Raw genomic sequence first — 26,677 nt, 5'->3', positions numbered from 1 at the left:
CCCGCCCCCCGCGCCTCTATCTCTAGGGAAACGCAGAACGAGGGACGCCGCCTTGGTCATCGGAACCATCGCCGACACGCTCACCCGCGGGGTCGGCAACGTCACCGACACGCTGTCGGAAACCTTCTTCGAGCCGGTCGTGCGCATCGGCGTGACCGGGCTGTCGCGCGCCGGCAAGACGGTGTTCATCACCTCGCTGGTCGCCAACCTGCTCGACCGCGGGCGGATGCCGCAGCTCGCCGCCGAGGCGGAATCGCGCATCCTCACCGCCTACCTTCAGCCGCAGCCCGACGACACCGTGGCGCGCTTCGACTACGAGAGCCACCTCTCTGCTCTGACCGCGCGGGCACCGCGCTGGCCCGACAGCACCCGCGCGGTCTCGGAGCTGCGGCTCTCGCTCAAGGTGCGCCCGACAGGGCTTCTCGCCGGGCTGCAGGGGCCGCGGACGATCCATCTCGACATCGTCGACTACCCGGGCGAGTGGCTGCTCGATCTCGGCCTGCTGGAGCAGAGCTTCGAGCAGTGGACCGAGGAGACCCTCAAGCGCCTTCCGCAGCGCCCCGGCTCCGAGCCCTTCCTGGAGCTGCTCGGCGAGGTCGATCCCAACGAGGAGTTCTCCGAACCCAAGGCCAAGGCGCTCGCCGAGGCCTTCACCTCGGCGCTGCACGTGGCGCGCGAGGCGGGGTTTTCCGACTGCACGCCGGGGCGCTTCCTGCTGCCCGGCGAGAGGGCCGGCAGCCCGGCGCTGACCTTCGCGCCGATGCCGAAGCCGGACAGCCCCGCACGCCGGGGCCTCTGGCGCGAGATGGAGCGGCGCTTCGAGGCCTACAAGGCCCAGATCGTGAAGCCCTTCTTCCGCGATCATTTCTCGCGCATCGACCGGCAGATCGTGCTGGTGGATGCGCTTGGCGCGATCCATGCCGGCCCGCCGGCGCTGGACGACCTGCGGCGCACCATGGCGGGGATCCTCAAGGCCTTCCGCCCCGGCTCCAACGCCTGGCTGACGCAGCTCCTGCGCGGGCGGCGGGTCGAGAAAATCCTCTTTGCGGCGACCAAGGCCGACCACCTGCACCACAGCCAGCACCCGCGGCTGACCGCCATCATGGAAGCGCTGACCCGCGAGGCGCGCGACCGCGCACGCTTTGCCGGGGCCGAGACCGCGGCCATGTCCATCGCCGCGCTGCGCGCCACCGTCGAGCAGACCTTGCCGCACAATGGCAGCGAGCTCGACTGCGTGCGCGGCACGCTTCTCAGCCCCGACGGCACACGCGGGCGGCAGGCCGCCTTCTACCCCGGTGCGCTGCCCGAGGATCCGGCGCATCTGCTGACCCCGGCGCGCGAGGGGGCGACCGGCTGGCTCGACGCCGATTACGAGATCATGCGCTTCGCCCCTGCCCCGCTGACGCTGAAACCCGGCGAGGGCCCGCCGCACATCCGCCTCGACCGGGCGGCGCAATTCCTCGTGGGGGACAGGCTGTGAGCCCTCTGCTGCGCCCCGCCCGCCCCACCGACGCCGGCAGCCTCGGCGCGATGATCACCGATGCGGTTGCCGCGCATGAATGGAAGCCCGCGCTGCACAGCGGCGCCGAGGATATCGCCCACGCCGGCACGATGATCGAGCGCGGCTGGGTCACCGTGGCCGAAACCCGCGGCGGCGCGTTGCTGGGCTTCCTCGCGCGAGAAGGCTCTTACGTGCACGCACTTTTCGTCACGCCCGACGCCCAGGGTCACGGCATCGGGCGGACACTCCTGCACGACGCCCAGCGCGCCGCGCAGCGGCTGGAACTCTGGACCTTCCTTGCCAACGACCGCGCCCAGCGCTTCTACGAGCGCGCGGGCTTTGCCGTGACCCGGCGTGGCGACGGCTCGGCCAACGAGGAAGGCCTGCCCGATCTTTTCTACGTCTGGGAGGCGCCCGCCACCCGCAGCATGGAGGCCCGCGGATGAGCGATCTCCCGCCCGAAGGCCCGCGCAAGCAAGGCCCGATCCTTTTCGACCTCGACGAGCAACAGCCGCCTCTGAGCCCCTCCGAAGCACCGCCGGTGCCCGAGCCGGATTTGCCCGGCCCGCAGGGACAGGCGATGACCACCGCCGCGGCGCTGGCCGCGCGGCAGCCGTCCAAGCTGGCGCGTTGGTTCTGGGCGCTCGCGGGCACGCTGGTTTCTGCGCTGATCTCCATCGCTGCCTGGCGCTTTGCCATGGACCTCATCGCCTCGGTGCCGCTGCTTGGGCTCGCGGTCTCGGTCCTGATGGGGCTGGTGGTGCTGGTCGGACTGGCAATCGTGGTCAAGGAGCTTGCCGCCATGTCGCGGCTGGCCAAGGTCGATGCGCTGCACCGGGCCGCCGATGCGGCGTTGGCTTCCGATGACCTCAAGGCCGCGCGCAAGGTGGTCGACCAGCTCTCGAACCTCTACGCCGGGCGCGAGGACACGCGCTGGGGGCGCGAGCGGCTGAAGGAGCGGGGTGCCGAGGTTTTCGATGCCTCGGGGCTGATCGGGCTTGCCGAAAACGAGCTGCTGGCGCCGCTCGACGCCGCCGCACGGCGCGAGGTTGAGGCCTCGGCCCGGCAGGTGGCGACGGTGACCGCGCTGGTGCCGCTGGCGCTGGCCGACGTGGTTGCGGCGCTTTCCTCCAACCTGCGGATGATCCGCCGCATTGCCGAAATCTACGGCGGGCGCTCGGGCACCTTGGGCAGCTGGCGTCTGACGCGGGCAGTCATGTCGCATCTGGTCGCCACGGGTGCCGTGGCGGTTGGGGACGACATGCTCGAGCCGGTGCTCGGCGGCGGCCTCCTCGGCAAGCTCTCGCGCCGCTTCGGCGAAGGGCTGGTGAATGGCGCGCTGACCGCCCGTGTGGGCGTGGCCGCGATCGAGGTCTGCCGCCCCCTGCCCTTCACCCGCCGCAACCGCCCCTCGGTCCGCGAGATCATCCGCACCGCGCTGGCAGGCTTCGTGATCAAGGAGAGCGGCAAGGGGTGAGCCCGGCGCGCCCACATTGATGCGATCCGGGGCCGCTATTCTCGGCCCTGCGTTGGCTCGCAGTTGGGGCGCGATGCTTCTGGAAGTGTGGGGGCGGCCAGTGCCGTGTAAGGAGATATATGTCGGCACTGGCCTGAGGGATGCCCCGGTACGAGAGGCATCACTTGGGAGGACGTCCTCGCCCGGACCATCCGTGAGTGGTGGCGGGCCCAGCTCTTGGGCGAGGAGCACAACAGGACGCAGGCTCTAATAGGCCTGCGCTACCGGGGGTGCAGCGGCTTCGGTCCCTCCGCTCCACCCAGAGGCGGAGCCAGCGGCCCCGCGTCCCGAGGTGGCGGGGGACTCACCCACCCCACCAACCCTCAGGGTTCCAACCCCGACCAGCAGGCCGAGGAACATGAGAACCGCGATCAGCAGACCCCCGGTGAGCGTACCGGTGTTCTCTGTGTGGCGCGGGTCCGCCAAGGTCAGTCCTGGCTCGGACCTCAGGGTCGAGCCGAATGAGCCACCACGGGGATTGCCACCGGGCAGCCCGGGGTCACGATAGGCCATAACGCCTCCACGGGTTCGGTTGCGGCCGCCGGATACCGGTTGAGTGTCAGGATGGCGCCGCGTTGGAGGATAAGAACCCGATACGCACCGAGAGATCCCGCTTTTCCAAACCGCACGCAATTTCAGGCATCCCGCCGCCAGATATCCGCGCGCAGTTGGCACATCCCCGCCGCCCCGCTCGCGGACCGGCGGCGCCGCGCCGGTTTGCCTAGCGTCCAAAGGGGGATTTCCGCGCATTTCCCCTGCGCCCGACCGACGCCTTCGCGGCAGTTCGCGGCTGCGTGCAACCACTGGACCATCGCGAGTCGGATGCCTATAAGGCGGCCATGATGCCCCGCACTGCGATCATCATTCGAATTACATGCCCGGCGCTCTGTTAACTAGAGCCGCCGGGACAAGGCGTATGGACCGCCGCGCCGACCTTTCTCAGACATCCGACATAACTTCCGGGACCGCAGAACATGTGCGCCGACACCACCACCCAGACGCCTGACTACAAGGACACGCTGAACCTTCCGAAGACCGAGTTCCCGATGCGCGCGGGCCTGCCCAAGCGCGAGCCCGAGTGGCTGGAACGCTGGGCGAAGATCGGCGTCTACGACCGCCTCCGCGACAAGGCCGAGGACGGCAGCCGCACCCCCTTCACGCTGCACGACGGCCCGCCCTATGCCAACGGTCACCTGCATATCGGCCACGCGCTGAACAAGACGATCAAGGACATGATCGTCCGTTCGCACCAGATGATGGGCCACGATGCGCGCTACGTGCCGGGCTGGGACTGCCACGGCCTTCCGATCGAATGGAAGATCGAGGAGCAGTACCGCAAGAAGGGCAAGAACAAGGACGAGGTGCCGGTCATCGACTTCCGGCAGGAATGCCGCAAGTTCGCCGAAGGCTGGGTCGACATCCAGCGCGACGAGTTCAAGCGCCTCGGCATCACCGGCAACTGGGACGATCCCTATCTCACCATGGCGTTCCACGCCGAGCGGGTGATCGCCGAGGAGTTCCAGAAGTTCCTGATGAACGGCACGCTCTACCAGGGCTCGAAGCCGGTCATGTGGTCGCCGGTCGAGAAGACCGCGCTGGCCGAGGCCGAAATCGAGTACCACGACCACAAGTCGCACACGATCTGGGTACCGTTCCAAATCGTCTCGGGCGGCCATGTGGCGCTGCCGCAGGGCGAGGATGACGACTATGCCGGGGCCGACACCGAACTGCTGGCCGAGGAGCTGCAAAAGGCGCGCGTGGTGATCTGGACAACCACCCCCTGGACCATCCCCTCGAACAAGGCCGTCGCCTTCAACCCTGCCATCGAATACGGGCTCTACGAGGTCACCGCGACCCCCGAGGAATGCTGGTGCTCGGTGGGCGATCTCTACGTCGTGGCCGACAAGCTGGCCGGCGACGTCTTCAAGGCCGCCCGGCTCGCGCCCGAGATGGTCGCGCGCAAGCGCGGCGTCTCGGCGGACGAGCTGTCGAGCCTCACCCTCGCCCACCCCTTCGCCGGCATCGACGGCGCAGACGGATTCTGGGACTACGAGGTGCCGATGATCGACGGCGAGCACGTCACCGATGACGCCGGCACGGGCTTTGTGCACACCGCGCCCAGCCACGGCGCCGACGACTACGAGTGCTTCGTCAAGCGCAACTGGATCGACCGGATGACCCACAACGTCGGCGAGGACTCCGAGTTCCTGCCGCATGTGCCGTTCTTCGCCGGGCTGACCGTCTTCGACAACAAGGGCAAGGAAGGCAAGGCCAACACCGCCGTGATCGCCAAGCTGGTCGAGGCAGGCGGCATCATCGCGCGCGGCCGCGTCACCCACTCCTACCCGCACAGCTGGCGCTCCAAGGCGCCGGTGATCTTCCGCAACACGCCGCAGTGGTTTGCCGCCATCGACCGCGACGTGAACGACGGGCAGGACGAGAACGGCAAGACCATCCGCGACCGCGCCCTCACCTGCATCGACCAGGTGAAATGGACGCCGCAGTCGGGCCGCAACCGCCTCCACTCGATGATGGAAGCGCGTCCGGACTGGGTGCTCTCGCGCCAGCGCGCCTGGGGCGTGCCGCTGACCTGCTTCACCAAGAAGGGCGCCCTGCCCACTGACGAGGGCTTCCTGCTGCGCGATCCCGCAGTCAACGCGCGCATCTGCGAGGCCTTCGAAGTCGAAGGCGCCGATTGCTGGTATGCCGAGGGTGCCAAGGAGCGCTTCCTCGGTGCGGAGTACAACGCCGATGAGTGGGAGCAGGTCTACGACGTGCTCGATGTGTGGTTCGACTCCGGTTCGACCCACGCCTTCGTGCTGCGCGACCGCGCCGACGGCACCAAGGACGGCATCGCCGACGTCTACATGGAAGGCACCGACCAGCACCGTGGCTGGTTCCACAGCTCGCTGCTGCAATCGGTCGGCACCACTGGTCACGCGCCCTATCGCAACGTGGTCACCCATGGCTTCACGCTGGACGAGAAGGGCAACAAGATGTCCAAATCGCTCGGCAACACCATCGTGCCCGAAGAGGTCATCAAGCAGTACGGCGCCGACATCCTGCGCCTCTGGGTCGCCCAGACCGATTATACCGCCGACCAGCGGATCGGGCCGGAGATCCTCAAGGGCGTTGCCGACAGCTACCGTCGCCTGCGCAACACCATGCGCTTCATGCTCGGCGCGCTTGGCCACTTCGAGGAAAGCGACCGGATCGAGCCGGCTGACATGCCCGAGCTGGAACGCTGGGTGCTGCACCGCCTCGCCGAACTGGATGACGTGGTGCGCGAAGGCTACCGCGCCTACGACTTCCAGCACGTGTTCCAGCAGGTCTTCACCTTCTGCACCGTGGACCTGTCGGCCTTCTACTTCGATATCCGCAAGGACGCGCTCTACTGCGACGGCGACACTGCCCGCCGCAAGGCCGCGCGCACGGTCATGGACCTGCTCTTCCACCGGCTGACAACCTGGCTCGCGCCGGTGCTGCCCTTCACCATGGAAGACGTCTGGCTGGACCGTTTCCCGGGCGAGCAGAGCTCGGTGCACCTGCAGGACTTCCCGCAGACCCCGGCCGACTGGCGCAACGCCGCGCTGGCCGAGAAGTGGGGCAAGGTCCGCATGGCCCGCCGTGCCGTCACCGCGGCGCTGGAGATCCAGCGCACCGAGAAGGTCATCGGCGCTTCGCTCGAAGCCTTCCCGGTGGTCCATGTCGAGGACGCGGCGATGCTCGAGGCCCTGAAGACGGTGGCCTTCGAGGACATCTGCATCACCTCGGACATCGCGCTCACCGCCGACCCCGCCCCCGCCGAGGCGTTCCGGATGGCGGATGTGCCGAACGTCGGCGTGGTCTTCGAGAAAGCCGAAGGCGAGAAGTGCCAGCGCTGCTGGAAAATCCTCCCCGACGTCGGCACCCACAGCCACGCATCCACCTGCGCCCGCTGCGACGCGGCGCTGGGGTAAGCCGCCCGAGGCAAAGCACCCCTGCCCCGCATCGCCGCGGCGGTGCGGTTTTCCGGGGAGCACCTGAAGAAAGATCAGAGGGCCGGGGCGCATTGCTCCGGCCCTCTGGTTTTGTCCGGCTGCCTCAGATCTCGCTGGGCGCCTCTTCTGGATCCCGCACCAGAACGCAACCGACCTTCAGCAGGTTGGCGATCGGCCACGGCACGCAAAAAGGGGCGTCCGAACCGGACGCCCCCTCGGCACGCAATCGGTGCGTCGCTCAGCGCGTCGGGATGCTCACCCGCAGTTGCACCGTCTCGATGCCCGGGTTGTTGTCGTAGATGTCGGCGTTGGAGCGGTGGTCGTAGCTGAGACCGACCCGCCATCCCTGGTTGAACTCGTAGCCCAGCTCGATGCCCGAACGGAACTCGAGCGGGCCGCCGAGGTCAAAGCCGCCGTTGTCCATGTAAATCCCCGGCATGAGATGAAGCTCGGCATAGAAGGGGCTGTAGCCGAAGTTCTTCTTGTAGGTGGCGCCATAGCCGAGCCAGCCTTCGCCATCTTCGGTCATCGACACGCCGATGGCCTGACCGAAAGGCCCGAACTTGCGCCCGAAGTCATAGCGCAGGTAGGCCTCGCCCTTGGCCTCGGCCTGGCGCTCGACCACGCTGCCCAGAGAGAAGGCCACGCGCGGCTGCGTCTCGTTCGGCCCGAGGCAGCCCTCGGCCGTGCCGCAATAGTTCATCCCCATGTCGGTGAGGCCACCGATCAGCATCAGCACCGCGAAGGTTCCGTTGGCCATTGTGCTCTCCTGTCTGCTCCGGCGCTTGTCGCGCCGTCAAATCCTGGCGTCTGCATGGCGCAGGAATGCGGCGCTGTCCACCCGGCGGACAGGCTCGGGAAACCGGCGCATCCGCCAAGCCACAGCGTCTCAGCGCGCCAGTCGCGCCTGCAGCCCCTCGGCGGCCCTCTCGACCAGATCGAGCGTCCCGTCGAAATCCCGCGTATAGTAGGGATCCGGTACCTCGGTGGCGCCGGTTTCGGGGGCATAGTCGGCAAAGAGCGCCAGCTCCGCCCCGCCGCCCGCCGGGCGGATCGCCTCGAGATTGGCCATGTTCGCCTCGTCCATCGCCAAGATCAAATCGAAGTGATGAAAGTCCTCGCGCGAGACCTGACGCGCGCGAAGACCCGACAGGTCGTACCCCCGCGCCTTTGCCGCCCGCTGCATCGGGCCGTAGGGCGGCTCGCCCACGTGCCAGTCGCCGGTTCCGGCGCTGTCGATCTCGAGCCTGAGCCCGCGTGCCTCGGCCATCGCGCGCAGCACCCCCTCGGCCGAGGGGGAACGGCAGATATTGCCCAGGCAGACAAAGAGGATACGGTAGGTCATGCGGGTCTCCTTCGAGCCCCGTGATAGCGCGAAGGCAGCGGCGATACAAAGCGGCCCGCGTAGCGCAGCAGGCAATTTTGGGGGCACCATGGCAGCGCAGGGCAGCACCGCAGAAAAGATCGTCATCCTCACCGGCGCAGGAATTTCTGCCGAGAGCGGACTCGGCACGTTCCGCGATGAGGGAGGACTCTGGGCGCAGCACAGGATCGAGGACGTGGCGACCCCCGAGGGATTCGCCCGCAACCCGCAACTGGTGCACGACTTCTATAACGCCCGCCGCGCGCAGGCCGCCGAGGCCGCGCCGAATGCCGCCCATGCAGCGCTGGCGCGCCTCCAGCAGGAACACACGGGAGAGGTGGTTCTCGTCACCCAGAACGTCGACGGGCTGCACGAGAAGGCTGGCGCGGCGGCGATCCACATGCACGGCGCGCTGGAGGGCGCGCTCTGCGCCGCCTGCGGCGCGCGCTGGCCGGCGCCGCTGGTCATGCGTCCTGCCGATCCCTGCCCTGACTGCGGCCGCCCCGCCACCCGCCCTGACATCGTATGGTTCGGCGAGATGCCCTACTTCATGGATGAAATTGCCGAACACATCGGTGGCTGCGACCTCTTCGCCGCCATCGGCACCTCGGGACAGGTCTACCCGGCGGCGGGATTCGTTCAGGAGGCGGCCTTCGCCGGGGCGCATACGGTCGAGCTGAACCTTGGCGGCAGCGACACCTCGCGCAGCTTTTCCGAGCACCGGGTCGGCCCCGCCAGCCGGATCGTCCCGCTCTGGGTCGAGGAGATTCTCTCGCGCGCGCTCAGCGGCTGAGTTCGACCGGCACCTCGATGCGAATCTCCCCCGCCCGCTCGAAGCTGAGGGTGAGGCCGAGCGTCGCACCCGCGTCGAGCGGCTCCGTCAGACCCATCAGCATCACGTGATCGCCGCCGGGCGCGAAGACATGGCTGCTCCCAGCGGGAATCACCACGCCGCCTTGGTGCGCGGTCATCGTCATCACGCCGCCCGCCCCTTCGGAACTCCCGTGCAGCATGGTTTTCGCGGCGCTTTCGGAACTGGCCCCGAGCAGCACCTCATCTTCGGACCCGTCATTGTGCAGCTCGAGATAGACCGCGGCGGTAGGCGCAGAGGGCATCGCGGCCCGCGCGTAGGCCTCTTCGATGCGGATATCGGCACGCGCCGACCCGACTGTGGACAATGCCAGAACAGTGGCAGCGAAGATCTTCAGGCACATTCTAAGCAATTCTCCCCAAGTGAACGCAATGCTTGGGAATTCGTGGACCATCCACACGGCTGCCGCAAGGGGATGACGTGTGGACAATTCATGTCCAATCAGCACGCCACATGAAGGCGCACCTGACTTAAAGCAATGGAAACAAAAGAAAACAGCCCCAGAGCACAAGGCTTCGGGGCTGTGGAAATCTCTGTGGGCAGGATCAGGCCTGAGCGGCCTGTGCCTTGGCGATTTCTTTTTTCACTTTCAGGGCATTGGCGCTGAGTTCGACGTCCTTCGCCTTGGCGAGGAACTTGTCGAGGCCACCACGGTGGTCAACCGAACGCAGGGCCGAAGCCGAGATGCGCAGTTTGACGCCGCGGCCGAGAGTCTCGGACTGCAGGGTCACATCGTTCAGGTTCGGCAGAAAGCGACGCTTGGTCTTGTTGTTGGCGTGGCTCACGTTGTGGCCCGTCATCGGGCCTTTGCCGGTCAGTTCGCATACGCGCGACATTGGGTCCATTCCTTCATGTCTCGGGGCGAAAGCGGGCCTTCCGCCAATATCAAAGGGCGCCGCTTGCACAGCGCCCGGAATCTGGTCGGGCTTCTCTAGCTCCAAGCCCCATCGGCGTCAAGAGCCCTTCCCGGCATAGCCCCGCAGATAGGTGTCGAGGATGTCCTCGGCCGCCCGGGCCGGGCTGAGCTGCCCCTCCTCGACCCGGCGTGCCAGCGCCTCCATGGCGCCGCGGACAGGCTCCTTGCGCAACCGGGCGAGGAGGCCCTCGCGCACCTCGGCCTCGAACCAGTGGCGCGCCTGCTCCGCCCGCCGAGCGGCAAACTGCCCCGACTCGCGGCGCCAGCCCACCAGCGCCTGCATCTCATCCCAGGCCTTGGCGAGTCCCGCCTCCTCCAGCGCCGAGACCGTCAGCGCCTTGGGAAAGCCCTCCGGGTCCTGCGGGCGCTTGCGCAAGAGCCGCAGCGCCCCCGCGTAATCGGCGCAGGTGCGCATGGCGGCGCTTTTCAGCTCGCCGTCGGCCTTGTTGACGAGGATGATGTCGGCGCTCTCCATGATGCCGCGCTTCACCCCCTGCAGCTCGTCGCCCCCGGCGGGAGCCAGCAGCAGCACAAAGAGATCGGACATGTCGGCCACCATGGTCTCGGACTGGCCGACCCCGACGGTCTCGATCAGGATCACATCGAAACCGGCCGCCTCGCAGAGGCCGATCGCCTCGCGCGTCCGCCGCGCCACGCCGCCGAGCTGCGCCTGCGCTGGCGAGGGACGGATGAACGCATTGCGGTCCCGTGACAGCCGCTCCATGCGGGTCTTGTCACCAAGGATCGACCCGCCCGAGCGCGCCGAAGAAGGGTCCACAGCCAGCACCGCTACCTTGAGACCCTGCCCGGTGAGCATCATGCCGAAGGCTTCGATGAAGGTCGATTTGCCCACCCCGGGCGTACCCGAGAGACCGATCCGCAGTCCCTGGCGCCCGCCGCCGCGCAGCCGGTCGAGCAGCGCCGTCGCCTGCGCGCGGTGATCGGCCCGGCCGCTTTCCACAAGCGTGATTGCCCGCGCCAGCGCGCGCCGTTCGCCGGCCTCGATGCGTGCCGCCAGATCCTCGATATCCATGCCACCTCGCTCCGTTTGCGCTCGATTTGCGCCGCCTGCGCCCGCAATGTCCACCCGCGGGGTCTTCCTTCCAGGCAAAAATTTTTGGTGCCGGTGCCCGCTCTTGGCCTGCCCTTACCCCCCCGGCCTATTTGGAAAGAGAACCTTTTTGGAAAGAGACGAAGCGACAGGTCACGTGCCGCGGGGCTTGGCGCGGAGCGTGGGGTCGGCCTCGCGTGGGTCCTCGGGCCAGGGGTGGCGCGGGTACTGCGCCTTCATGTCCTTGCGCACGTCGGCATAGGAGCCCGCCCAGAAGCCCGGCAGGTCCATGGTGGTCTGCACCGGTCGGCGGGCGGGCGAGAGCAGCGTGACCCGCAATGGCACCTTGCCGACCATCGGGTGTGTGCGCTGGCCGAACATCTCCTGGATGCGCAGCGTGATCTCGGGGTGCTCGCCCGAGTAGTCGATCGGAATCTCGCGCCCGAGCGGCGTGGTGAACTTGCCCGGAACCTTGGCGTCGAGCGCCTGCATCTGCCCCCAGTCGAGCCGGGACCGCAGGGCGGGAAGCAGGTCGAAGCGTTTCCAGTCCTCGACGCTCTTCACGCCATTCAGGAAGGGCAGCAGCCAGTCCTCGATCCCGGCCATCAGCGCCTCGGGCCCCATGTCCGGCAAGTCGAGCCCGGCGGCGCGGCCGATCTCGACACGGGCGCAGAACCGGCGGGCGGCGTCGGAGAGCGGGATGCCCAGGTCGCGCACCCCGTCCAGCATTGCGCGGGAGATTGCCTCGGCGGGCGCATCTTTCCACTGCCGGTCATCGAGCGCCAGCACGCCGAAGCGCTCCTGCCGCCGGGCAATGACCCTGCGCTCCCGCCTCGACCATTCGCAGACCTCGTGCCAGCCGATTTGCTCGGAGAAGAGCGCGCGCAGCTCGGACTCGGCGATGGGGATGGCCTGGCGGATGCGCGCCTCGCGCGGGTTGCCGTCCGTGTCCGTCACCACAATGAGCCGGGTCTGCGCCAGCGGGTCGGCCTCGTCCATCACCGCGCCCTTGCCGCCGGAGAGCTGGTAGCGCGGCGCATCGCCCTTGCGGCGCAGCCCGATGCGGTCGGGATAGGCGAGCGCGGCCTGCGCGGCTGGCGAGAGCCGCTCGCCGCTCTCGGCAGCCTGCCCTACGCCAGCGGCGCGCGCGAGCCGCCTGGTCTCTTGCTTGATCCGCTCGAGCGCGGCGCGGGTCACCTCGAAGGGGCGGCTCTGAGTGAAACGGCGCAGGTCTCGGATGGCCTCGAGGCGGTAGCTGAGGTCGGACGGGGCGCCGCGCAGCGGGTCGCGCTCGGCCAGCAGCGCGGCGAGCGGCGCGGCCTCGGGACCGGCGAGGCTGAGCATATGCGCCAGCCGCGGGTGCAGCGGCAGCCGGGCGAGCTGGCGGCCATGGGCGGTGATACGCCCTTGCGCGTCGAGCGCGCCGAGCATCGTCAGCAGCGCCTGCGCCTCGGCAAAGGCGCCTGGGTGGGGCGCGGTGAGGAACGGCAGCTCCTCGGGCGTGGCACCCCAGCGCGCCAGCTCCAGCGCCAGCCCGGCAAGATCGGCGGTCTCGATCTCGGCGGGGGGGAAGGCCTGCAGCGCGCCCTCCTCGCCCCGGGTCCAGAGCTTGTAGGCGATCCCCTCGGCGACGCGGCCACCGCGGCCGGCGCGCTGGGTGGCCTCGGCGCGGGTGACCTTCTCGGTCACCAGCCGCGACATGCCCGAGCCGGGATCGAAGCGCGCCCGGCGGGCGCGGCCGCCGTCGATCACCACGCGGATGTCCTCGATGGTCAGCGAGGTCTCGGCGATGGAGGTGGCGAGCACCAGCTTGCGGATGCCGGATCCCGGCGGCTCGGGGCGGATCGCGGCGCGCTGCGCGGCGAACTCCATGGCACCGAAGAGCGGACGAATGGTGACGTCCTTGGACAAGCGGCCCTTGAGCAGCCCCTCGGTGCGGCGGATTTCGCCTTCGCCCGGCAGGAAGGCCAGCAGCCCTCCCTGGGTCTCGGAGGCTGCCTGCACGATGAGATCGGCCATGGCCTGCTCGAAGCGCTGGGTCTTCGGCACCGAGCGCTCGAGCCAGCGCGGCTCGACCGGGAAGCTGCGGCCCTCGGAGGTAATGACCGGCGCCTGCATCAACTCGCCCACGGGGCCCGCGTCGAGCGTGGCGGACATGGCGAGCAGGAGAAGATCGTCGCGCAGCGCCCCGGCAATCTCGAGGCAGAGCGCGAGACCGAAGTCGGCGTTGAGCGAGCGTTCGTGGAATTCGTCGAAGATCACCGCGCCGACACCGGGCAGGTCGGGGTCGGACTGGATCATCCGGGTGAGGATGCCCTCGGTCACCACCTCGATGCGGGTCGCCTTCGAGGTCTTGCTCTCGCCGCGGATGCGGTAGCCGACGGTCTCGCCCGGTGCCTCGCCCAGCGTCTCTGCCATGCGCGTCGCGGCAGCGCGGGCGGCAAGCCTGCGCGGCTCGAGCATGACGATGCGGCCCGGCGTCAGCCCGGCCTCGAGCATGGCGAGCGGCACCCGGGTGGTCTTGCCCGCGCCCGGCGGTGCCTGCAGCACGGCGCGCCCCTGCGCGCGCAGGGCGGAGATGAGCTCGGGAAGGGCGTCGTCGATGGGCAGTTTTTGCATGCGCGAGGTTATGCGGGATCGCGGGCGCGGCGTCGAGAGCCGGGATATGGACGTCTCCGCCGCCGTCGCGCTGCTCACGCCTTTCCCGGGGTATGTCGACCTAGAAGACGGGCGCGGCCCTGCTCAGTTGGCAGAGACACGGAAGACGCAGCCGTCGGAGAGCAGCTGCGGCGGGGTGAGGCACAGTCCCTTGGCGACGGTGAAGGCGGCGAGCACCTTGGGGATATAGTCGCGGGTCTCGGCGTAGGGCGGAACGCCCTGGTATTGCGGGATCGAATTCTCACCGGCGTTGTAGCCCGCCAGAACGAGGATCGGATCGCCGTCGAAGCGCTCCATGAGGAAGTCGAGGAAGGCAACGCCGCCGCGGATGTTCTGCACCGGATCGAGCACGTTGGCGACGCCGAAGCGCGCGGCGGTCGCGGGCATGAGCTGCATGAGGCCCTGTGCCCCTGCCCGGCTGACCGCATCGCTGCGTCCTCCCGACTCAACTGCCATAACAGCCAGTGCCAGCGCCGGCGAGACGCGGGTGCCCACCGTGGCCTTGAGCAGCTCGAGGCCATAGCCCGCCGCTATATCCTGCAGCTGCTGCAACCGTGGCGCCCCCACCCCGGCCCCCTGCGGCGGTTTGCCGAGGCTGAGCAGCGCCGGCTCGAGCCGTCCCGGCCCGGAGGCCGAGAGCTCCGGAGAGACCGCCTGCCAGAACCAGGCGTAGCTGCCCGCGCCCTTGGCGCGCCCCGGGGCGCTGCCGGGGACACTGCCGGGGATAGGCGCGGCTTCGGCGCCAGCCTGCGGCAGCGGCAGGGGTTTCGGCGGCGGCGGCGCGATCTGCACGGTGATGCGCTTCGTCGCGCCCGGCTTCGGCGGGGTCACCCGCTTGGCGGAGAACTCGGGAAAGGGCGGCGGCGTCTCTGCCGCCAGCGGCCCGGCGATCAGCGCGAGCGCAAGCGCCGCCGCGAGCGCGGGCGCACGAAGAAAGGAATGGGGGATCGCGCCTGCGGTCACTGCTGCCTCGTCTGCCAGGTGTGCCGGCACCCCGGCCGGATGCCCTGCCCGGGTCTGCGCCCGGCTGATCATGTCGCGGTTCACCAACGGAATCGCGCGCCCTGCTCGAGGCGCGCCTGCGAACTGCTTCGTGCACGAGTCTCGCACAGATTGCGAAGTCAACCAAGATTCTCTGGTATGCGTGTGAAAAATTGGGGCCTTGGCGCCTCGAACGGGCGTTCTTTTGCCAGAAATGGCGTAGGGTTTGATATTTTACATATATAAATCAGACCCTTGATAAACATTCCAAAAACCCTTTCCCGACTATAAAAACAATCCGATTGCGCCAAAGTCCCGCCTCATTCCGACGGCTTTATAGGTTCCAGGCCGCAAGGGACTGGGCAATGAGAGAGGCCCGCGACAGCCCCCGCAGCGGTTGACGAGAGAGAGAGCAAACTGGATTTACGGAGAGAGACAATGCTGAAATTTATCAAAACCTTCCGCAACGACGAAGATGGCGCAGTCACTGTGGACTGGGTCGTTCTGACCGCAGCCGTGGTCGCCATGGCAGCCGGCGCCTACACGCTGATCGACACCCAAGTCGACAACGCACTTACCCGTGTCGGCACGAACCTCACCGCCACAACGCCGGTAAACTAATAACAAGTGCCCGCAAGCGCGGGCATCGAGAACAAGCGTTGTCGCCGCGGGATCAACATCCTGCGGCGACACTATCTTTGGCGGGAGTTGTCGCGGAGTGGACCACCCCTACCACATGTCCGACTTCATGGCGCCACTGGCGCGGTAAACACCCGCCGCCATGATGGCCCAGGACCGGCCATTTTTCACCACAATCCGCACGTAACACCCTCCTTGGGCCGCGCATGGGAAACCTGCGCTGATGTGACAGATGTAGCGCCTGGGGCCGGTCCGGCCCGCTATCGAAAGGGACAGAGATGCGACTGCTATTCGGACTGGTTCTCATCGCGGGGCTCGGCCTGGCCGGCTTCGCCGTCTACCTGGCTCAGAATTACATCGGCGCTTACCAGGTCGCCCTGGAAAAAGAGCGCGAGAAATCCGTCGAGGCGGTGCCCACCAAGCAGATCTACGTGACCACCCGCGCCATCTCCCACGGGCAGATCATCACCCCCGAGGACGTTCGGCTTGCCCCCTGGCCGCTCGAAATCCTTCCCGAGAACGCCTTCGACGCGAACACCCAGCTCTTCAAAGAGGGCGATGCGCCCCGCCTTGCGATGCGCCCGCTCGAGAAGTTCGAAGCCCTGGTGCCGATCAAGATCAGCGAGCCGGGCGGCGACGCCGGGCTGACCTCGCGCCTCGAAAAAGGCCAGCGCGCCTTTGCCATCAAGGTCGACGTGCACACCGGCGTGTCGGGCTTCCTGCGCCCCGGCGACCGGGTCGACGTGTATTGGACCGGGCGCATGCCCTCGGAGGACCCCCGGCAGTCCCGCGGCGAGTTCACCAAGCTGATCCAGGCCGGCGTGCGGTTGATCGCCATCGACCAGACCGCCGACATGGACGATGCAGACGTGAACATCGCCCGCTCGGTGACCGTGGCCGCCACCCCGCAGGAGATCGCCTCGCTGGCGCAGGCGCAAAGCTCGGGGCGGCTGTCGCTCTCGCTGATGAACGCCAACGACCAGACCGTGGCCGACGTCATCGAGGTGGACCAGCGCGTCATGCTCGGCCTCGAGCCGCCGGAAGAACAGCAAAAACAAGCGCTCGCCCAGACCTGCACCACCCGCGTGCGGCGCGGCGGCGAGGTGGCGGACATCCCGATCCCCTGCACGAACTGATACGGAATCAACAGCTTGCACAGGGGGCGCCAAATCGGCGTCCCCTGTTTCATTGCCGTCTCCGAGCCGGATGTTGCCCGGGGTCCACACCAAGGACCGGCGCGAAGTCATTGATTCTTGATTGGAAACAGGTTTGCGCGCAGACTGCGCGCAAAGGCGGGCGCCACGACCCGCTCCCGAGGCGTGATCGAAAGGCAGGTCACATGAAAGTCGAAAATTTCCTCAAGGCGGCCCTGTTCGGGCTGGCGCTGAGCGTGACTGCCCTTCCCCCGAGCGCGCGGGCCGAGAACCTGCGGGTTGTGCGTACCGGAACCGAAACTGCGCTGAACGTGCCGATGAACCGCGCCGTGGTGGTCGAAAGCGACTCGCCCTTCGCCGAGCTTTCCATCGCCAACCCGGCGATCGCCGACATCTCCTCGCTGTCGGACCGGACGATCTACGTGCTTGGAAAGACGCCCGGCACCACGACGCTGACCATCCTCGACGAGAACGGCCGCCTGATCACCAATGTCGATGTGCGCGTCGCCGCCGATGTCACCGAGTTCAAGGAACGGCTGCGGCAAATCCTGCCCGGCGAGAACATCGAGGTGCGCACCGCCAATGACGGCATCGTGCTCTCGGGCACCGTGTCGAGCACCCAGAAGCTCGACCGCGCGCTGGATCTTGCGCAGCGCTACGCGCCCGAGCGGGTGTCGAACCTGATGTCGGTGGCCGGTGTGCAGCAGGTCATGCTGAAGGTGCGCTTCGCAGAGATGCAGCGCTCGGTTGCCAAGACCCTGCGCAGCTCGCTGTCGCTGGGCGGCGACCTGCTGGGCGGCGATCTTGGGCTGGCCTCCGAGACCGGAAGCTGGATCGACGGCGACAATGCGCTTGGCTCGCCGGTCACTGTGGCCGCCGGCACAGAGGGGGCCGCGGTCTTCGGCTTCAACGCCGGCGGGCTCGAGGTGGGCATCCTGCTCGAGGCGCTGGAATCCAAGGGCGTGGTCCGTACGCTGGCCGAACCGAACCTCACCGCGCTCTCCGGGCAGGAGGCGAAATTCCTCGCGGGCGGCGAATACCCCGTTCCGGTGGCGCAGCAGGAAGGCACGATCTCGGTCGACTTCAAGCCCTTCGGCGTCGAGCTGAACTTCATTCCGCGGGTCGTCGACGGCGATCTGATCAACCTCGAACTGAAGGCCGCGGTCTCGTCGATCGACAGCTCCAACGGCTTCGACCAAGAGCAAATCCACATTGACGCCTTCCGCCGCCGCGAGACCTCGACCACCGTCGAGATGCGTGATGGCGAGAGCTTTGCTATCGCCGGCCTGCTGCAGGACGACTTCACCGATCTGAACGGACAGGTTCCCTGGCTCGGCGACGTGCCCGTGCTCGGAGCGCTCTTCCGCAGCGCCGAATACAGCCGACAGCAGTCGGAGCTGGTCATCATCGTGACGCCGCACCTGGTGACCCCCACCCGCGGCCAGGCGCTTGCGCTGCCCACCGACCGGGTGAAGCCGCCCTCCGAGCGGGACCTGTTCCTCTATGGCCGGACCACCGCCGAGGGCAACCGCCCGGTGAAGGGCGCGGCTGGCGAGGTCGCCAAGCAGGACTTCAGCGGCTCCTACGGCTATGTGATGGATTGATCCGATGCAGGCACGACAGCAAATGACCGGCTTCCCCATGCTCCGGATCGCAAGCGCCGCCGCGGGTCTGGCCCTGCTCGCCGCCTGCTCGCCGAATGAGAGCGGCTCCGCCGTCGACGGTGGCACCTTCGGCAATTCCACGATGACCAACACGCTGGTGATGACCGGTCAGCAGGGCTACGTGCACGATCTTTCGGCCCGCTTTGCCGCCGAAGTGCCCAGCATGGTGACCTTCGCCTTCAACAGCAGCCAGCTCGACGCCGAGGCGCAGGCCATCCTGCGCCAGCAGGCCGACTGGATCCGCCAGTTCCCCGAAATCAGGTTCCGCGTCTACGGGCACACCGACCTCGTCGGCAGCACCAGCTACAACAAGACGCTCGGGCTGCGCCGGGCGCAGGCCGTGGTCAGCTACCTCTCGACGCTCGGAATCTCGCGTGGCCGGCTCGAGGCGGTTGTTTCCTATGGGGAAACACAACCGTTGGTCGTCACCGAGGGCCGCGAGCGCCGCAATCGTCGCACCGTGACCGAGGTCTCGGGATTCGTTGCCGGCCATCCCGCCCTGCTGGATGGAAAATACGCCGAGGTGATCTACCGCGAGTATGTCCGCAGCGCTCAACCCGAGACTGTGCTGACCGGCACGTCTCTGTCGCAGTCCGGTAGCGGCTCTTAAGATACGCCGCCTTATCGTCCGACAATTCCGTACAATTACGGAAATTCGGACAAAATGTTGCCCCACTTGACCGACAATTTCTGTCCCAGCGGGTCGCTCCCGGCACGGCTTTCGAGTCGGGGCACAGAGCGGCGGGCGGGGCGCGGTTGCGGATGCACGCACCCTTTGCCACCGCCCCCGCGAGAGGCAAAGGACAAGAAGAATGACCACATCTCCCGAGCGGCAGCCTGCCCCTGCGCCCATCCTGGCCTGCACCATCAGCCGGGACGTACAGGCGTTCGACCTGCTCATCGAGGACATGGAAGCGCTTTTGGGCGAAGCCTGGGGGGATCTCGGCTTCGAGGATGCGCTGACCTTCCTCGGCCAGCCCGACGCGGCATCGCTGGAGTTCATCGCGCTCGCCATAGACAGCGAGGACGAGGACAACCTGCCGCTGCTCGGCCAGGTCATTGCCCGCGCAACCGAGCGGGGCATCAAGGTGGTGCTGATCGCCGACGATGTGACTCCCGCGTCATTGCACAAGCTGCTGCGCGGCGGGGCCGACGAATTTGCCCCCTACCCGCTGCCCGAGGGCGAGTTGGAGGCCGCCGTGATGCGCTTGCGCGCCCGCGCCGAGGCCGCCCGCGCCGCAACCATGGCCCCGCCTGCGCCAGAAACGGTGACCCTGAAGGGTGGCGGCGACGGCGTGCTGATCGCGGCGCAAGGTCTCTGCGGCGGCTGCGGCACCACCACCTTTGCCGTCAACCTCGCCTGGGAGCTTGCCACCGTGCGCAAGGGCGGCGCGCCCCGCGTCTGCCTGATCGACCTCGGCCTGCAGTTCGGCACCATCGCCACATACCTCGACCTGCCGCGCCGCGACGCGGTCTTCGAACTGCTCAGTGACATCCCCGCGATGGACGGCGACAGCTTTGGTCAGGCACTGGTGAACTACGACGACAAGCTGAGCGTGCTCACCGCGCCGCCGGATCTGCTGCCGCTCGACATTCTCTCGCCCGAGGACGTGAAGGCCCTTCTCGACACCGCGCGCGACCATTTCGATTTTGTCGTGGTTGACCTGCCCAAGACCATCGCCCACTGGACCGAGACGGTGCTGACCGAATCCCAGGTCTATTTCGCGCTGATCGAGCTCGACATGCGCTCGGCGCAGAACGCGCTGCGCCTGAAGCGCGCGCTGCAGTCCGAGGACCTGCCCTTCGAGAAGCTGCGCTTCGCGCTGAACCGCGCGCCGAAGTTCACCGACCTCCAGGGCAAGACCCGCGCCAAGCGCATGGCCGAGAACCTCGGGATCGAGATCGGCCTGCAGCTGCCCGATGGCGGCAAGCAGGTCCAGATGGCCGGCGACCACGGCCTGCCGCTGGCCAAGCAGGCGGCGAAGAACCCCCTGCGCAAGGAAATCGCCAAACTGGCCGGCGAGCTCTACGCCATCGGCCAGTCGGATGCGGAAGCCGCGTGATAGGAGCCCGCAATGTTCTCGCGTTACAAGAAATCCCCGCCCCCGCCCGCCGCCATCCCGGCGGAGCCGCCAAAACCCAAGATGGTGCCAGTCGAGGCCGCTGACCGGCCGCAGGCAATGCGCAAGCCGTCGCCCAAGCGCGCGGCTGAACCGGGACCGCAGGACCGCGAGAAGAAGCGCAAGGAGCGCATGGGCGAGATCAAGCTCGACCTGCACCGCGCCCTGCTCGACAACCTCAACCTCGCCGCCATCGACCAGGCCAGCGAGGCGGAACTGCGCGAGGAAATCGCCGCGATCGCCACCGAGTCGCTGCAGGAAAAAGGCATCGTGCTGAACCGCGAGGAACGCAGCACGCTGAACCAGGAGCTCTACGACGAGGTCAAGGGCCTCGGTCCGCTGGAGACCCTGCTCAAGGATGACACGGTCTCGGATATCCTGGTCAACGGTCCGCACCAGATCTTCGTCGAACGCAGCGGCAAGCTGCAGCTCTCGGACGTGACCTTCAAGGACGAGCGCCACCTGATGCGGATCATCGACAAGATCGTGTCGGCCGTGGGCCGGCGCGTCGATGAATCCAACCCCTATGTCGACGCCCGTCTCGCCGACGGCTCGCGCTTCAACGCCATGGTGCCGCCGATCGCCGTCGACGGCTCGCTGGTGTCGATCCGGAAATTCAAGAAGGACAAGCTCGGCATCGACGACCTGGTGCAGTTCGGCGCCTTCACCGAAGAGATGGCCGTCTACCTGCAAGCCGCCGTCGCCACCCGCCTCAACATCATCGTCTCGGGCGGTACCGGTTCGGGCAAGACCACGACGCTCAACGCGCTTTCCTCCTTCATTGACGACGCCGAGCGCATCCTGACCATCGAGGACACGGCGGAACTCCAGCTCCAGCAGACCCACGTCGGCCGCATGGAAAGCCGCCCGCCGAACGTCGAGGGCAAAGGCGCGGTCACCCCGCGCGACTGCCTCAAGAACGCTCTGCGGATGCGCCCCGACCGCATCATCGTCGGCGAAACGCGCGGCGAGGAAGTGATCGACATGCTGCAGGCAATGAACACCGGCCACGACGGCTCGATGACCACGATCCACGCCAACAACCCGCGCGACGCCATCTCGCGCCTCGAGAACATGATCGCCATGGCCGGCGTCGAGATGCCGCTGAAGGCGATGCGCAGCCAGATCTCCTCGGCCGTCAACGTGCTGGTGCAGGCCAGCCGCCTTCAGGACGGCTCGCGCCGGATGACCTCGATCACCGAGATCACCGGCATGGAGGGCGATGTGATCTCGATGCAGGAGGTGTTCCGCTACCAGCGGGTCGGCCTCACCCCCGACAACAAGATCATCGGGCATTTCACCGCCACCGGGGTGCGCAGCCACTATTCCGAGCGCTTCCGCATGTGGGGCTACGACGTGCCGCCCTCGATCTACGAACCCTTCCGGCCGGAGTAACCCATGCTCAGCGCAGAACCGATTATCTATGGCCTGATCTTTATAGGTGTGCTGGTGCTGGTAGAGGGCATCTACCTCGTCGCATTCGGCAAATCGATCCGGCTGAACAGCAAGGTCAACCGCCGGCTGGACATGCTCGGCAAGAACACCTCGCGCGAGGACGTGCTGGCGACGCTCCGCAAGGAGATGGACCAGCATGGCAACAACCGCGGCATCCCGCTCTATTCCCTGCTGGCGGACCGGGCGCAGAAAGCGGCGCTTGCCTTCACCCCGCAGCAGCTCATGCTGATCATGGTCGCGGTCAGCATCTTTGCCTTCTTCGCGCTCAGCCTCGCCACCGGGGCCTCGCTGCCCGTGCGGCTGGTGATGGGGATCGGCATCGGTGTCGGCGGCGTCTACATGTGGGTCAACGGCAAGGCCAAGAAGCGCCTGTCGCTGATCGAGGAGCAATTGCCCGACGCGGTTGAGCTGATGGTGCGCAGCCTGCGCGTCGGCTACCCGTTCAGTTCCGCGATCAGCATCGTCTCGAAAGAAATCAAGGACCCGCTGGCGACCGAATTCGGCGTGATATCGGACGAGGCGACCTATGGCCGCGACATCGGCGAGGCGCTCAAACACATGGCCGAGCGGCTGGACATGCAGGATCTGCGCTTCCTCGCCGTGGCGGTCAGCATCCAGCAGCAGTCGGGTGGCAACCTCGCCGAGATCCTCGAAGGTCTGGCCAAGGTGATCCGCGCCCGCTTCCGCCTGTTCCGCCGGGTGAAGGCGATCACCGCCGAAGCGCAATGGTCCGGAAAGTTCCTCTCGGGGTTCCCGGTGTTCGTGCTGCTCGCGATCCAGGTGCTGGATCCGCACTACTACGACGGGGTTATCGATCACCCCCTCTTCATCCCCGCCTGTTTCGCCGTGGCCATCTTTCTGGTTCTGAACCTGATCGTCATGCGGATCCTGGTGAACATCAAAGTTTGAGGCGCACGCCATGCTCGACACGCTCAACACCCTGATCACCGCGCAGCTCGGCCCCGCCGGCCCGCTGCTGGTGGTTGCCGGCCTCGCCTTCCTGCTCATCCTCGCCAGCATTCCGCTGATGCTGCGCTCGCGCCCCGATCCCATGGACAAGCTGCGCGAGACCGCGCGCCAGACCATGGAAAAAGAGACGCGCGCGGTGCTCCGCGACACCCGGCGCAACGAGAAGTTGAACAAGTACGCGCAGTACCTCGAACCGACCACCGAGGAAGAACTCGGCGCGGTCCGCAAGAAGCTGATGCAGGCGGGCTACCGCTCGCGCGATGCGGTGCGGCTCTACTACCTCGCGCAGATGACGCTTGGTCTGGGGCTGCTGGCCATCGGCTCGGTCTATTACCTCATGGTGCTCGACACGCCGGATGCGCCGCTGACCACCAAGCTCATGTGGATGCTCGGTCCGGGCGCCGCGGGCTACATGGCGCCGAAGTACTGGGTCACCCGCCGCGTCGAGGAGCGCCGCCAGCAAATCGAGGAAGGTTTCCCGGACGCGCTCGACATGATGCTGGTCTGCGTCGAGGCTGGCCAGTCGCTCGACCAATCGATCAACCGCGTCGCAAGCGAGCTGCGCGCCTCCTATGCCGCGCTCGCCGACGAGTTCGAAATCGTCTGCCACGAGCTCAAGGCGGGCAAGGACAAGACCGCGGTGCTCGCGGACATGGGTGAGCGCTGCGGGGTGCACGACGTGTCGTCCTTCGTGGTCGTGCTGAACCAGGCGGCGAGCTTCGGCACCTCGATCGCCGATGCCCTGCGCGTCTACGCCGGCGAGATGCGTGACAAAAGGGTCATGCGCGCCGAGGAAAAGGCAAACAAGCTGCCGACAAAGATGACGCTGACCACTATGATGCTGACGGTGCCCCCGTTGATGATCATCCTCGTCGGACCGTCGATCGTGGGCCTCGGCCAGTTCAGCGCCAACTTCTAGACTCGGCAGAATGCATCCACGTCCAGTTTGTGCCACCATCGCCCTGCTCTGTCTGGCCGCCTGTTCCACGGGCGGCCTTGATGGTTTCGGCGCGCCCGAGACGTTGGAGCAGCAGGACGGGACACCCTTCGCCCCCACGCTTGATCCAAGGGGTGCGGAGGTGGACCAGTTGCTGGTCGGCCATCGGCTGATGCAGGCGGGCGAGCCCGAGCTCGCGCTCGAGGCTTTTACCCGCGCCGCCGGCCGCGACGGTCTCACCGGCGAGGTGCTCAGCTCGCTCGGCTCGGCCAACCTCGCGCTGGGGCGCCTCGGGCAGGCCGAGACCCTGCTGCGCCGCGCCGTCGAGGTCGAGCCGACCTGGCCCGAGGCCTGGAACAATCTCGGCGTGGCGCTGATGGAAAGCGGCCAGACATCGGAGGCGGCAGAGATATTCCGGCGGGCCTATGCGCTCGACAATGGGGAAAGTGACGCAATTCGAGACAATCTGCGCTTGGCGCTCGCAAAGCGGGACGATACCGGTTATGATCCGGCGCAAAATCAAGACTATAGGCTGGTTCGCCGGGGCAGTGGCAGTTTCCTGATCCGGCGCGAGGGCTGAGGCCGCAAAGACGGCACAGACCAGCCAGCAAAAGAGGTCCGAGCAGCAAGAGGACGCAGGAAATGCGCCACCCGAGAGTTTTGATCGCCCTTTTGGCGGGCCTTGTGGCCTTGTCCGCCTGCGAGAAGGAAATCGACAAGGACGCGGTGGATCGCGAATTTTCCGGCGTTAACGCGATCGACGGAGCCGGGCTGACCGAGATCATGCTCACCGCCGGCGACCCCGACGAGGCCGTGGCCTATTTCTCGCGCAGTGCCGAACAGGACCCCGCCCGCATCGATTTTCAGCGCGGCCTTGCCAAATCTCTGATCCGCGCCAAGCGCTACCCCGAAGCGACCAGCGCCTGGACCCAGGTCGTCGCCCACGAGGGATCGTCCAACGAGGACCGCGTCTCGCTCGCCGACGCGCTGATCCGCAACAACAACTGGGAGCGGGCCGAGCAGGTGCTCGACGGCATCCCCCCCACCCACGAGTCCTTCCAGCGCTACCGGCTCGAAGCGATGATCGCCGACAGCCACCAGGAATGGCAGAAGGCCGACAGCTTCTACGAGGTCGCCTCGGGGCTGACAACCAAGCCCGCCTCGGTGCTGAACAACTGGGGATACTCCAAGCTTTCGCGCGGTGACTACGCCGATGCCGAAAAGCTCTTTGCCGACGCCATCCGCCAGGACCCCAAGCTGTTCACGGCCAAGAACAACCTGGTTCTGTCGCGCGGCGCGCAGGGCAACTACGCGCTGCCGGTCATGCAAATGACCCAGGTCGAGCGCGCCGAGCTGTTGCAGACGCTGGGTCTCGCCGCGGTGAAGCGCGGCGACGTGGAGATCGGCAAGGGCCTGCTGCGCGACGCGCTGGAAACCCATCCGCAGCATTTCGAAGCCGCCGCCCGCGCATTGGATGCGCTGGAAGGCACGGTGACGAACTGAGGCCGGAGACATGCTGGTGATCTCCGCAACCGCCGCGATCTGGTTCTTGCCCCTGGTCCTGGTGGTGTGCCTCTGGGTGTGCTTCACCGACATGAAATACATGCGGATCCTCAACAAGGCGGTGATCGCGCTCTTTGCGATCTTCGTGGTCATCGGCCCCTTCGTGCTGCCACTGGACTCCTATGCCTGGCGCTACGTGCAGATGCTCGCGGTGCTGGTCGCGGGGATCGCGCTCAATGCCGGGGGTGCCGTCGGGGCGGGCGACGCAAAATTCGCCGCCGCCGCCGCCCCCTTCATCCACCTCGGCGATCTGCGCTTCGTGATGGCGCTGTTTGCCGCGACGCTGCTGGCCGCCTTTGCCAGCCACAGGCTGGTGCGCGCCAGCCCGCTGCGCAAGCTCGCGCCCGACTGGAAGAGCTGGCAGAGCGGCAGCCGCTTCCCCATGGGGCTGGCGCTGGCCGGAACGCTCGGGCTCTACCTGCTGCTCGGCGCGCTCTACGGCGCGACCCCGGGCTGAAGCCCCTGCTCCGCGATCTCGCGGGTGCGCGCCACGGCGGCATCGAGCCCCGCGTCCACCGCGGCCTGCAGCCCCGCCGACCGCATCGCCAGCAGCCCGGCGGCCGTGGTGCCCGCGTAGTCGATCATCTCCTCGACGTGCTCCTCCGGCGTAGGAGCCGTCTCGGCCAGCATCTGCCCCGACCCCAGGAAGAGCTGCCGCACCGCCATATCGGCCACCTCCGGCGCCACGCCGCGGCGCGCAGCATAGTCGGCCATCGCGGCGGCAAACTGCGCAACAAAACCCGGCACCGGGCCAGTGAGCGCGGTGAAGACCTCGATCTCCGCCTCGTCCGCGACCTGGACCGTGGTGCCGCATGCCCCCAGAAGCGCCGCCACCCGCGCGGCATCCTCGCCCCCGAGATCCCCGCACCAGGGCGAGAAAGCCAGCCGCTGCGCCGCCGCCGGGCTCGACATGGCGCGCACCACGCGCTCGGCGCCAGTCTGCGCGGCGATCCGGGCCCGCGAGACCCCGGCCATGACCGAGATCACCAGCTTGCCCGAGGCCGCCATCTCCAGCGCCTCGAAGTGTGCCGGCGGCACCGAAAGGATCACCACCTCGCAGGCCCGGACCAGCGCCTGCGCATCGGCGGTGACCTGAACCCCCTCGGGCAGGTCACCACGGTTGGCGGAGCGGTTGGCCACCCACAGCGACTGGGGCGCCACCACGCCGCTCGCAAGCAGGCCCGCCACCATGCTCCGCCCCAGCATCCCCGTGCCGCCGATCACCCCGACCGTCATATGATCCGCCATCCTGGTCTCCCGTCGCAAGTCGCGCCAGTCTCGCCCGCCCCACCCATTCGCGCAAGCCGCCCCGGCAATTCCCGCACCGAGACAAGCTCTT

General features: G+C 67.5%; 25 protein-coding genes. 16 read left to right on the top strand and 9 right to left on the bottom strand.

What is annotated here, in order from left to right:
* Window positions 1-52 precede the first annotated feature (52 nt).
* Genes G0D83_RS05735 through G0D83_RS05725 form a run of 3 tightly spaced genes read left to right on the top strand, consistent with a single transcriptional unit; the run spans window position 53 to window position 2,978 of the window.
* Complete coding sequence (locus G0D83_RS05735; protein ID WP_164190460.1) at window positions 53-1,480, top strand: YcjX family protein; 1,428 nt, start codon at window positions 53-55, stop codon at window positions 1,478-1,480.
* Complete coding sequence (locus tag G0D83_RS05730) at window positions 1,477-1,947, top strand: GNAT family N-acetyltransferase (RefSeq protein WP_164190458.1); 471 nt, start codon at window positions 1,477-1,479, stop codon at window positions 1,945-1,947. The genes G0D83_RS05735 and G0D83_RS05730 overlap by 4 nt, the downstream gene beginning before the upstream one ends.
* Window positions 1,944-2,978 carry a YcjF family protein gene (locus tag G0D83_RS05725; protein ID WP_164190455.1) on the top strand — a complete coding sequence of 345 codons (1,035 nt, stop codon included), beginning with the start codon at window positions 1,944-1,946 and terminating at the stop codon, window positions 2,976-2,978. Before G0D83_RS05730 ends, G0D83_RS05725 begins: the two co-directional genes overlap by 4 nt.
* A 246-nt stretch (window positions 2,979-3,224) precedes the next feature.
* Here G0D83_RS05725 and G0D83_RS05720 read toward each other — a convergent pair whose 3' ends face one another.
* Window positions 3,225-3,530, bottom strand: a complete 306-nt coding sequence (locus G0D83_RS05720; RefSeq protein ID WP_164190453.1) for a hypothetical protein — start codon at window positions 3,528-3,530, stop codon at window positions 3,225-3,227.
* Window positions 3,531-3,991: 461 nt separating this feature from the next.
* On the opposite strand from G0D83_RS05720, the gene ileS reads away from it, so the two are divergent.
* Window positions 3,992-6,976 (top strand): isoleucine--tRNA ligase, encoded by a 2,985-nt coding sequence (gene ileS, locus G0D83_RS05715; RefSeq protein WP_164190451.1) that lies wholly within the window; start codon window positions 3,992-3,994, stop codon window positions 6,974-6,976.
* A gap of 259 nt (window positions 6,977-7,235) precedes the next feature.
* Here ileS and G0D83_RS05710 read toward each other — a convergent pair whose 3' ends face one another.
* Window positions 7,236-7,757, bottom strand: coding sequence for an acyloxyacyl hydrolase (locus tag G0D83_RS05710; RefSeq protein ID WP_164190449.1), 522 nt, complete (start codon window positions 7,755-7,757; stop codon window positions 7,236-7,238).
* Between the two features lie 129 nt (window positions 7,758-7,886).
* Window positions 7,887-8,342 (bottom strand): low molecular weight protein-tyrosine-phosphatase, encoded by a 456-nt coding sequence (locus G0D83_RS05705; RefSeq protein WP_164190446.1) that lies wholly within the window; start codon window positions 8,340-8,342, stop codon window positions 7,887-7,889.
* Window positions 8,343-8,430: 88 nt separating this feature from the next.
* Between G0D83_RS05705 and G0D83_RS05700 the strand changes: the two genes are divergently transcribed.
* Window positions 8,431-9,153: an NAD-dependent deacylase gene (locus G0D83_RS05700; RefSeq protein WP_164190444.1), complete on the top strand. Its 723-nt coding sequence runs from the start codon at window positions 8,431-8,433 to the stop codon at window positions 9,151-9,153.
* Here G0D83_RS05700 and G0D83_RS05695 read toward each other — a convergent pair.
* The 5 genes from G0D83_RS05695 to G0D83_RS05675 all read right to left on the bottom strand — a co-directional run bounded on the left by G0D83_RS05695 (window position 9,143) and on the right by G0D83_RS05675 (window position 14,903).
* Window positions 9,143-9,574, bottom strand: a complete 432-nt coding sequence (locus G0D83_RS05695; RefSeq protein ID WP_164190442.1) for a copper chaperone PCu(A)C — start codon at window positions 9,572-9,574, stop codon at window positions 9,143-9,145. The genes G0D83_RS05700 and G0D83_RS05695 overlap by 11 nt on opposite strands.
* 202 nt (window positions 9,575-9,776) lie before the next feature.
* Entirely contained in the window at window positions 9,777-10,067 is a 291-nt protein-coding gene (gene rpmB, locus G0D83_RS05690; RefSeq protein WP_092429714.1) for a 50S ribosomal protein L28, read from the bottom strand.
* Window positions 10,068-10,184: 117 nt separating this feature from the next.
* A complete protein-coding gene (gene meaB / locus G0D83_RS05685; protein ID WP_164190440.1) occupies window positions 10,185-11,180 on the bottom strand; it encodes a methylmalonyl Co-A mutase-associated GTPase MeaB in 996 nt (331 codons plus the stop codon).
* 171 nt (window positions 11,181-11,351) lie between these two features.
* Window positions 11,352-13,817 (bottom strand): ATP-dependent helicase HrpB, encoded by a 2,466-nt coding sequence (gene hrpB, locus G0D83_RS05680; RefSeq protein ID WP_164190437.1) that lies wholly within the window; start codon window positions 13,815-13,817, stop codon window positions 11,352-11,354.
* Window positions 13,818-13,940: 123 nt separating this feature from the next.
* Window positions 13,941-14,903: a lytic transglycosylase domain-containing protein gene (locus G0D83_RS05675; protein ID WP_370457169.1), complete on the bottom strand. Its 963-nt coding sequence runs from the start codon at window positions 14,901-14,903 to the stop codon at window positions 13,941-13,943.
* A gap of 372 nt (window positions 14,904-15,275) precedes the next feature.
* Here G0D83_RS05675 and G0D83_RS05670 point away from each other — a divergent pair, with 372 nt between their 5' ends.
* From G0D83_RS05670 to G0D83_RS05620, 11 genes are all read left to right on the top strand, one after another.
* A complete protein-coding gene (locus G0D83_RS05670; RefSeq protein WP_164190435.1) occupies window positions 15,276-15,458 on the top strand; it encodes a hypothetical protein in 183 nt (60 codons plus the stop codon).
* Between the two features lie 296 nt (window positions 15,459-15,754).
* A complete protein-coding gene (cpaB, locus tag G0D83_RS05665) occupies window positions 15,755-16,612 on the top strand; it encodes a Flp pilus assembly protein CpaB (RefSeq protein WP_164190433.1) in 858 nt (285 codons plus the stop codon).
* Between the two features lie 203 nt (window positions 16,613-16,815).
* Complete coding sequence (locus tag G0D83_RS05660) at window positions 16,816-18,234, top strand: type II and III secretion system protein family protein (protein ID WP_164190431.1); 1,419 nt, start codon at window positions 16,816-16,818, stop codon at window positions 18,232-18,234.
* A 22-nt stretch (window positions 18,235-18,256) separates the two neighbouring features.
* Complete coding sequence (locus G0D83_RS05655; RefSeq protein WP_164190428.1) at window positions 18,257-18,904, top strand: OmpA family protein; 648 nt, start codon at window positions 18,257-18,259, stop codon at window positions 18,902-18,904.
* A 202-nt stretch (window positions 18,905-19,106) separates the two neighbouring features.
* Window positions 19,107-20,357 carry an AAA family ATPase gene (locus tag G0D83_RS05650; protein ID WP_164190426.1) on the top strand — a complete coding sequence of 417 codons (1,251 nt, stop codon included), beginning with the start codon at window positions 19,107-19,109 and terminating at the stop codon, window positions 20,355-20,357.
* 12 nt (window positions 20,358-20,369) lie between these two features.
* Window positions 20,370-21,809, top strand: coding sequence for a CpaF family protein (locus tag G0D83_RS05645; RefSeq protein ID WP_164190424.1), 1,440 nt, complete (start codon window positions 20,370-20,372; stop codon window positions 21,807-21,809).
* A 3-nt stretch (window positions 21,810-21,812) separates the two neighbouring features.
* Complete coding sequence (locus G0D83_RS05640) at window positions 21,813-22,778, top strand: type II secretion system F family protein (RefSeq protein ID WP_108964811.1); 966 nt, start codon at window positions 21,813-21,815, stop codon at window positions 22,776-22,778.
* Between the two features lie 10 nt (window positions 22,779-22,788).
* Window positions 22,789-23,757: a type II secretion system F family protein gene (locus G0D83_RS05635; RefSeq protein ID WP_164190422.1), complete on the top strand. Its 969-nt coding sequence runs from the start codon at window positions 22,789-22,791 to the stop codon at window positions 23,755-23,757.
* Window positions 23,758-23,767: 10 nt separating this feature from the next.
* Complete coding sequence (locus tag G0D83_RS05630; RefSeq protein WP_164190419.1) at window positions 23,768-24,355, top strand: tetratricopeptide repeat protein; 588 nt, start codon at window positions 23,768-23,770, stop codon at window positions 24,353-24,355.
* Window positions 24,356-24,417: 62 nt separating this feature from the next.
* Entirely contained in the window at window positions 24,418-25,278 is an 861-nt protein-coding gene (locus tag G0D83_RS05625; RefSeq protein ID WP_164190417.1) for a lipopolysaccharide assembly protein LapB, read from the top strand.
* A 10-nt stretch (window positions 25,279-25,288) separates the two neighbouring features.
* On the top strand, window positions 25,289-25,795 hold the full coding sequence (locus tag G0D83_RS05620) for a prepilin peptidase (RefSeq protein WP_203594884.1): 507 nt from the start codon (window positions 25,289-25,291) through the stop codon (window positions 25,793-25,795).
* Here G0D83_RS05620 and G0D83_RS05615 read toward each other — a convergent pair.
* Window positions 25,774-26,586, bottom strand: coding sequence for a pyrroline-5-carboxylate reductase (locus tag G0D83_RS05615; RefSeq protein ID WP_164190415.1), 813 nt, complete (start codon window positions 26,584-26,586; stop codon window positions 25,774-25,776). The two genes, G0D83_RS05620 and G0D83_RS05615, sit on opposite strands and share 22 nt — an antisense overlap.
* Window positions 26,587-26,677: the final 91 nt, after the last annotated feature.

The organism is Salipiger sp. PrR003, from assembly GCF_010500785.1.
GTDB lineage: Bacteria > Pseudomonadota > Alphaproteobacteria > Rhodobacterales > Rhodobacteraceae > Salipiger > Salipiger pacificus_A.
This window is presented reverse-complemented; position numbering and strand designations above follow the sequence as displayed.

Excerpts from the sequence above, each read along its gene's own strand:
- meaB (WP_164190440.1), bottom strand. The coding sequence starts at position 11,180 with ATGGATATCGAGGATCTGGCGGCACGCATCGAGGCCGGCGAACGGCGC.
- rpmB (WP_092429714.1), bottom strand. The coding sequence starts at position 10,067 with ATGTCGCGCGTATGCGAACTGACCGGCAAAGGCCCGATGACGGGCCAC.
- G0D83_RS05695 (WP_164190442.1), bottom strand. The coding sequence starts at position 9,574 with ATGTGCCTGAAGATCTTCGCTGCCACTGTTCTGGCATTGTCCACAGTC.
- hrpB (WP_164190437.1), bottom strand. The coding sequence starts at position 13,817 with ATGCAAAAACTGCCCATCGACGACGCCCTTCCCGAGCTCATCTCCGCC.
- G0D83_RS05720 (WP_164190453.1), bottom strand. The coding sequence starts at position 3,530 with ATGGCCTATCGTGACCCCGGGCTGCCCGGTGGCAATCCCCGTGGTGGC.
- G0D83_RS05650 (WP_164190426.1), top strand. The coding sequence starts at position 19,107 with ATGACCACATCTCCCGAGCGGCAGCCTGCCCCTGCGCCCATCCTGGCC.
- G0D83_RS05705 (WP_164190446.1), bottom strand. The coding sequence starts at position 8,342 with ATGACCTACCGTATCCTCTTTGTCTGCCTGGGCAATATCTGCCGTTCC.
- G0D83_RS05660 (WP_164190431.1), top strand. The coding sequence starts at position 16,816 with ATGAAAGTCGAAAATTTCCTCAAGGCGGCCCTGTTCGGGCTGGCGCTG.
- G0D83_RS05710 (WP_164190449.1), bottom strand. The coding sequence starts at position 7,757 with ATGGCCAACGGAACCTTCGCGGTGCTGATGCTGATCGGTGGCCTCACC.
- G0D83_RS05620 (WP_203594884.1), top strand. The coding sequence starts at position 25,289 with ATGCTGGTGATCTCCGCAACCGCCGCGATCTGGTTCTTGCCCCTGGTC.
- G0D83_RS05700 (WP_164190444.1), top strand. The coding sequence starts at position 8,431 with ATGGCAGCGCAGGGCAGCACCGCAGAAAAGATCGTCATCCTCACCGGC.
- G0D83_RS05630 (WP_164190419.1), top strand. The coding sequence starts at position 23,768 with ATGCATCCACGTCCAGTTTGTGCCACCATCGCCCTGCTCTGTCTGGCC.
- G0D83_RS05655 (WP_164190428.1), top strand. The coding sequence starts at position 18,257 with ATGACCGGCTTCCCCATGCTCCGGATCGCAAGCGCCGCCGCGGGTCTG.
- ileS (WP_164190451.1), top strand. The coding sequence starts at position 3,992 with ATGTGCGCCGACACCACCACCCAGACGCCTGACTACAAGGACACGCTG.
- G0D83_RS05725 (WP_164190455.1), top strand. The coding sequence starts at position 1,944 with ATGAGCGATCTCCCGCCCGAAGGCCCGCGCAAGCAAGGCCCGATCCTT.
- G0D83_RS05615 (WP_164190415.1), bottom strand. The coding sequence starts at position 26,586 with ATGGCGGATCATATGACGGTCGGGGTGATCGGCGGCACGGGGATGCTG.
- G0D83_RS05625 (WP_164190417.1), top strand. The coding sequence starts at position 24,418 with ATGCGCCACCCGAGAGTTTTGATCGCCCTTTTGGCGGGCCTTGTGGCC.
- G0D83_RS05645 (WP_164190424.1), top strand. The coding sequence starts at position 20,370 with ATGTTCTCGCGTTACAAGAAATCCCCGCCCCCGCCCGCCGCCATCCCG.
- cpaB (WP_164190433.1), top strand. The coding sequence starts at position 15,755 with ATGCGACTGCTATTCGGACTGGTTCTCATCGCGGGGCTCGGCCTGGCC.
- G0D83_RS05670 (WP_164190435.1), top strand. The coding sequence starts at position 15,276 with ATGCTGAAATTTATCAAAACCTTCCGCAACGACGAAGATGGCGCAGTC.
- G0D83_RS05640 (WP_108964811.1), top strand. The coding sequence starts at position 21,813 with ATGCTCAGCGCAGAACCGATTATCTATGGCCTGATCTTTATAGGTGTG.
- G0D83_RS05635 (WP_164190422.1), top strand. The coding sequence starts at position 22,789 with ATGCTCGACACGCTCAACACCCTGATCACCGCGCAGCTCGGCCCCGCC.